The 6866-nt window shown below is 48.4% G+C and carries 4 protein-coding genes and 2 pseudogenes; 5 read left to right on the forward strand and 1 reads right to left on the reverse strand.

What is annotated here, in order from left to right; all coding sequences use genetic code 11:
• A pseudogene (locus tag EKM91_RS13335) lies at positions 1 to 587 on the reverse strand (transposase); the annotation flags it as partial.
• Between EKM91_RS13335 and EKM91_RS14010 the strand changes: the two are divergent.
• The 5 genes and pseudogenes from EKM91_RS14010 to EKM91_RS13360 form a co-directional block, all read left to right on the forward strand.
• A complete protein-coding gene (locus tag EKM91_RS14010; RefSeq protein ID WP_164508607.1) occupies positions 584 to 991 on the forward strand; it encodes a hypothetical protein in 408 nt (135 codons plus the stop codon). The pseudogene EKM91_RS13335 and the gene EKM91_RS14010 overlap by 4 nt on opposite strands.
• A gap of 131 nt (positions 992 to 1122) precedes the next feature.
• On the forward strand, positions 1123 to 1722 hold the full coding sequence (locus EKM91_RS13345) for a BrxA family protein (RefSeq protein WP_125754391.1): 600 nt from the start codon (positions 1123 to 1125) through the stop codon (positions 1720 to 1722).
• Positions 1722 to 2303 carry a DUF1788 domain-containing protein gene (locus EKM91_RS13350; protein WP_125754392.1) on the forward strand — a complete coding sequence of 194 codons (582 nt, stop codon included), beginning with the start codon at positions 1722 to 1724 and terminating at the stop codon, positions 2301 to 2303. The genes EKM91_RS13345 and EKM91_RS13350 overlap by 1 nt, the downstream gene beginning before the upstream one ends.
• Positions 2304 to 2314: 11 nt before the next feature.
• Positions 2315 to 6040: a BREX system P-loop protein BrxC gene (gene brxC / locus EKM91_RS13355; protein WP_125754393.1), complete on the forward strand. Its 3726-nt coding sequence runs from the start codon at positions 2315 to 2317 to the stop codon at positions 6038 to 6040.
• Between the two features lie 52 nt (positions 6041 to 6092).
• A pseudogene (locus EKM91_RS13360) lies at positions 6093 to 6866 on the forward strand (BREX-1 system adenine-specific DNA-methyltransferase PglX); the annotation flags it as partial.

Here is a 6866-nt window from a genome sequence, read left to right on the forward strand (position 1 = left end):
TTCATGCGCACAATCCCTCGTTTCTTGTCACTCAGTATACTAGAATGAAGTTGCCAGGCAAACTTTGCACCAGAGCCCACTTGAGAATGTTTATCCTTGATTTGCCGTAGCGCTTGAACGCGCATCTGGTCCATCGCTCGACCTAGCAGTTGAATGATATGGAAACGGTCGATGACAATCTCGGCGTTAGGGAAGAGCTCGTGAACAAAGTTCTGATACGCAGCGTTCATATCCATACAGATATGCTTCACCTTCGCTCTTTCGTCTCTAGAGTAGTTTTCCTCGAAGAATTTTTTGATGGTGTCTGAGAGCCGATCACCAAGCACAGTCACACGTTTGTGTGTATCAGCGTCGATACAGATAAAGGCCATTTGTGAGTGAGTTGAGCGAAACTCATCGAAACAAAGGTTGGTTGGGAGATAGTTGAGCGGTCGCGGATTGATATTATCATCAAGGATGCGTCCAACGGTCGTGGTCGAAATGCCAGTGATTGAGGCAATGCTCTTACTAGTAATCGATTTCATTGCGAGCTTTAAGGCGTACTCAACTAGGCCATTTGAGATTGAATACTTGGGCTTAACTAGTGGCTGTTGAACTAGGCCACCATATCTTCGACCCTTGTAGTAAATTTATAGCGAATTTGATACCCCAGAAATATTTTGAAAAATATGGGCCCTTAGTTTTCCAGGGGGTTGAGGTTCGTCCACCGAAGGCTCTTGGGGAGATTGACTATATGACAAATCGTGAGTTGATTGACTTAAAGGTGTCCTCACACCAACCCAATAAGACGCAGACCTTTCAAGTTCTGATGTATTATCTGATGGCATACTATAGTGGCGAACCGCAGTTTCGAGCAATTCAGTATTTAACTCTGCTCAATCCTAGACGAGGTATTGATTATCGAGTAGCCGTCAATGAACTTTTCGCCGGTGCCGTTGGCATTGTGAGTAAAGGAATTCTTGGATTTCCAGATTCTCCACGGGATATGTGAAAAGTCTGATGGGACGCACGATTTAGCCGTCCAGCTGGTATACTAAGTCCAAACGAGTAAAATGTATTTTGACACACATGTAAACGATTCACAAGTGACTTTTTCACATTTCACAAGCAAGGAAGGTAGACATGAAACGAATATCGGCCGGAGCGGTTAAATTCCAGTTTTGGTTCACAGAATTTGTTCAAGCAATGGGTATGGCTAACGATAACGATGATTTCACAGTGTTGCGCCAACAGATCCTGGCAGAGAATACGTTCCATGCCTCCTCCCATGCCCGGCTGATCACCACGACCGGTGTGGTTTTACGGCGCGTGGGCTCACTCACGCCAGCGATGCGGGCACTCTTTGATCAGCTCGATCCAGTCAATCAGCGCATTATGAATCTTATCGCCATCATGAATACGGAGCAGTTGATGTATGCCTTCATGTATGACGTCTTCCGTCCGGAACTAATCCTGGGTGACCGACAGATTGAAGCTTACGAAATGGCAGCTTTTTTTAAGAAACTGCCGTTGACGCATAAAGAGGCTGCCCATTGGACCGAGGAAACATTGAGGAGACTGCAGTCCACTGTGGCGCAGTATCTGCGCCGGGCCCAAATCGTTAAGGACTACAAGGGCACACTGGTGGTTGAAAACTATTTGCTCGATGAGCGCTTGGCAGACCGGCTGCGCGAAGAAAACCACTTGGATTACTTAGCAATCCTGACGGGGAGGACGTCGTAATGGTACCACTGAAGAAGAAGTTTCAGGACTTGCGGGAAAAGATCCAAACGCAGTCATTTCAAGAGAATCGGGGCCTGTCGAACGAGGTTGGTTACTATATTTTCGATTATGATCCCGAGAAAGAACTATATGTCCGCGGCGAAATTGGCGATATTATCCGCCAAGAAAAAGCGGCGCCCACGGGTGTCACCATTCAAGTGTTCGACCTGTTCACCATCATGTTGACGATTGTTGATCAGTTCGGCTACCGGGAAGCATTCATTGATCTGGAAAAAAGTAATGGTATCACCCAAGTGATTGACTGGATGAACAACATCATGGAGATGAACGAGGAACATAACCTAGTGGTGCAGTATATCAGCGACCATTTGAACAAAGATGGTACCACCATCGTGTTCATTACCGGTGTTGGGCAGGTTTATCCAATTATCCGGGCCCACAAGGTGTTGAACACCATGACCCAGGTCATTGACCAAATTCCGGTCATGATATTCTATCCAGGTAATTACAACAGTGTGCGGTTGCAGGCCTTCGGGGAGCTGCAGGAAGACAACTACTACCGCGCGTTTCATTTCGAATAAGGGAGATAACAATGCAAATACGCGACTTATTTGTTAAACCGATTGATCGAAATATCCAAGGCGTCATCAAGGTTGGCCAGGATGCAGACGCTAACGTGAAGCAAGAACTGGACGAGTACGTTGTTACCCGAGAATTGAAAGGCCACTTTGATGACTTCTTTGCGGCCTATGAGAAAAGCATCAACCATGATACTGATGAAATGGGGGTCTGGATCTCCGGTTTCTTCGGTTCTGGTAAATCACACTTTCTGAAGATCCTTTCCTATCTGTTGGAGGATCGGAAAGTTGACGGCAAGAGCGCCATTGATTATTTCAAAGAGAAAATCAATGACCAGATGACGATCAACCGTATTGAGCTGGCTGCGCAACAGCCAACCGACGTGGTGCTGTTCAATATTGATTCCAAAGCTAAGACTGGTGCCAAGTCAGATGACAATGCCATCATCAATGTTTTCCTGCAAGTGTTTAACGAAATGCAGGGCTTTTCGAGCACCAATTTTTGGATTGCTGAAATGGAGCGCCAACTAGTTGCGCAGGGTAAGTACGACGCCTTTAAGGACAAGTTCACGGAGTTGGATAACACTCACATGGATTGGACGGTTGGTCGGGATCATGCCATTTTCAAGAAAGGCACGATCAAAGATGCCCTAGTGCAAGTCGATGCATACAGTGAAGAGGATGCCCAGGGCTTGATGGATCAATTGACGACATCTTATCAAGTCAGTATTGAGGACTTCTCTAAACTGGTGGCCGCCTATATCAAGAAGACCGGTAAGCGGGTCGTTTTCCTGGTGGATGAAGTCGGCCAGTTTGTTGGAGAAAGTACCCAGCGGATGCTTAACCTGCAAACCGTCGTTGAGGACTTGGGGGCAGCTACCCATGGTAAGGCTTGGGTAGTTGTTACTTCCCAGCAGGCTATTGATACTATTACGGACAAAATCAGCGGTCAGGACTTTTCCAAGATTCAAGGCCGGTTTGCGACCAAGATCAGCATGAGTTCGGCCAACGTGGACGAAGTCATTCGCAAGCGGCTGTTGGCAAAGACAGAGCCGGCTACAACACAACTTGCGGCAGACTACGAGGCTAACGCAGCCGCAATCAATAACATGATTGATTTTGACGATGGCGTGGATCGGCCTAAGTTCCGTTCAGGGGAAGATTTTGCGGCGACGTATCCGTTCGTTCCGTATCAGTTTAACTTGCTGCAAAATGTGCTTACAGCGGTCCGGACCCACGGCTCTGATGGTAAGCACTTGTCTGAAGGTGCACGGTCGATGCTGTCCCTGTTCCAGGAATCTGTGGAAGCTATCATGGACCAGCAGGATACGGCACTGGTGCCATTCAGCTTGTTCTTTGAAGGCCTGCGCCAGTTCTTGGACCACACCCATAGCACCGTGATTGCCCACGCGGTGGACAACGACACCGTTGATCCCACCCATGAAGAAGATAACTTCAACGTCCAAGTACTGAAAGCACTGTTCATGGTCAAGTACTTGAAAGACTTTGACGCGACGCTGAACAACATCGTGACGTTGATGATTGACTCAGTGGATACTGATCGGGTTGAATTGCAGAAAAAGGTCCAGAATGCGTTAGCCATTCTGCGGCAGCAACGGTTTGTCGAGAAAAACTTGGATAACTACGAATTCTTGACCGATGCGGAACAGGAAGTCAACCAGGCCATCAGCCGGGAAGAAGTCTTGCCGGGTGAAATGGAAGACCGGATGGGCAACTTTATTTTTGATCCGAAGACCGGCATGACCAATAAGTACACTTACCCCAAGCTGAAAGGCCGTTACAATTTTACGTTGAATCAATACGTGGATGAAACTCCCCAGGGGCGGACCAACAATGACATGACGATCCAAGTCATCACGTCTTTGGATGGCGCCAATAATCGGAATGAAGCCAACCTGCTGCTTCTGTCCATGGATCCGTCTAAACATAAGATCGTGGTTGATCTGCCGAGCACAGACGACTATCTCGGCGACTTGCGGCGGGCGGAGCAGATTGGGAAATTTGTCATGCTTGGCAACGCCCATGCCGACGCTCGGTTCAACTTTATCAAGGAACAGCGGACTGCTGAACGGCAGCAGCTGTTAGTCAAGGCCCGGGAGCGGATTATGACGGCTTTGGAACAAGCAGACGTTTATGTTGCCGGTCATAAGATTGAGGGCGGCAAAGACTTCCAGGGGCGCTTCACAGATGGTTTTAAGATGTTGGTGGATGATACGTATCGCAGTTTAGGACTCATTGATGCGGCCAAGTCGTCGTCAGATATTACGCAAATCCTGGATCAGGATAATGAGTTGGCAGTATCCACGCAGGAAAACGAGCGCGCGGTCCAAGCAGTGTACAGCTGGCTCCAGCGGACGATGCAAAAGGACAAGCATGTTACGTTGCAGGCCATCTTGAACAACTTCAAGGCAATTCCCTATGGCTATATTGAGGACGACATCGAATGGCTGGTGGCCAAGCTGCTGGCGGATGGCAAGATTCAAGCTAATCTACAGGATCAAGTACTTTCTCCGGTCAATCCGGCGTACAGGTCTCAGGATATTGCCAATTTCCTGACCAAGAAGCAATACGCAGAACAGATTTCAATTCAGGTGAAGAAAGACATCAATCCGCGTTACCTGCGGGAAATGAAGGACGTCGCCGATCAGGTCTTCAATAAGCGGTCATTCAGTGCAGCTCAGCCGGATCTGATGGTGGCTGAATTGAAGGAGAAGATTGCCAAGGACAATGGGACGCTGCAGTTCTTTGATCAAAAGAATAGTTCCTTCCCGGGCCATGAACTGCTCAAAAAAGGCAGCAAAATGTTCAGTGAATTACTGGCCATTAATGATGCGGAAACTTTCTACGACAAGATCCATACTCGTTATGATGATTTGCTGCAGTGGGCGGATGACATGAGCGACAAGGGTATCATGGATTTCTATTTCAGCGATCAGCAGCAGACAATTTGGACGCGGGGATTGGATGATATTGCGCGGTACAAGGCATCCCATGACTTCTTCACCAGCACGGCTTTGGCCGAGGACTACCAGCAGCTGAACAAACTGCTGAATGAGGACCGAGCTGGACGTGTTATCCAAGAAATTGATGGTGTTCATAAGAAGTTTGTGGATACCTTTGCCAAGATTATGGACGATCACCAGAAACAAGTGACCGACAAAATCCAAGCAGTCAATGAAAAGGCCAAACAGCGGATTAACGATTCTTCCACCGGAGATGACTTCAAACAGCAACGGCTGGCGACGTTGACGGAGCAGATCAAGCGAATTATGACCGAATCTGAGGAAGCGCCAGATCTGACGCGCTTAGAGGCCAAACCGGCAGCAGCTGATGCGGTGTTACGGCGCATTACGCAGAGCTTGGAAAATGAGGAGCAGCGACTAGCAGAAGAACAGAAGCTGGCTGAGAAAGAGCGGCTGGAAGAACTCGCTCGGAAGAAAGCGGCCGAGGTGGAGAAAGTATCCCCGAAGCCGAGTTCAGACGAGGAATCCATTAAGCTTGTGGATCCGCTTCCTGCTCCTGGCCCCAATCCGGCGCCTCAACCAGAACCTGCAGCGCCTGTTGTTATTCAAACTAAGTATCTTGAAGCCGATCAACTCCCCATTGAACGGGAATGGTCCATTTCCTCTGAAGATGACGTAAACCGGTATGTTGAGAAGCTTCGGCAGGCATTGCTGGATCAAGTTAAAGAAAACCAGATCACGAAGTTTACCCTCTAGCAGACAATAACGGCTATTCGTGGGAGTGGCCGTTATTTTGAAAGGAATCGCAATGGATAAAAAGAAGATTCATGATTTCGCGGTGAAAGCCCGCCGCGAGCTCATCGAGAGTGTTGAGTTAAAGCTGACCCAAGTGGGGATCACCAGAGACGGTGTAAAAGAGAAACTGCCAACATCGACGGCTGAGATTGCCTTCTATGTGCCAAACGACACGGAAGGGGTCAGTGGGCGGGATACGTCGCGCCGGGTCAGCTTAGTTCAACGGTTGCAGACCGCGGCGGCCAAGGATGATTGGCATACCGCCTATGATAATCTCGTGGAAGAAGCGTCATACACCTGGTTCAACCGGATCATCGCATTACGATTCATGGAAGTGAACCATTATTTGCCAAGCCGGGTTGCCGTGCTTTCTTCCGAAGAAGGACGGGCAGAACCGGATATTTTGGCGCATGCACTGGAAATTGAAGACGATCTTGGCGGCTTTTCTGATGAGCAGCGAGATCTCATTCAACATGCGCAAGAAACTCAAGAGCCAGCGGCGATGGATAATGCGTATCGACTACTGTTTTTGAAGCAGGCCAACGCCTTGAACGCCAATTTACCCCATTTGTTTGAGAAAACAACTGATGCCTTCCAATTATTGTTCACTCCCAGCTATCAGAACGGGGTGATTAAGGAGCTTGTAACTGAAGTGCCGCGGGATGATTTTGACGTGGAGAAGGAGGGGCAGGTCGAGATCATTGGGTGGTTGTACCAATACTATAATGAAGAACCCCATGATCAAGTGGTGAACATCAATGGCGGACCGGTAAAAACTGATGACATT

Source organism: Lacticaseibacillus baoqingensis (assembly GCF_003946165.1).
Lineage (GTDB): Bacteria > Bacillota > Bacilli > Lactobacillales > Lactobacillaceae > Lacticaseibacillus > Lacticaseibacillus baoqingensis.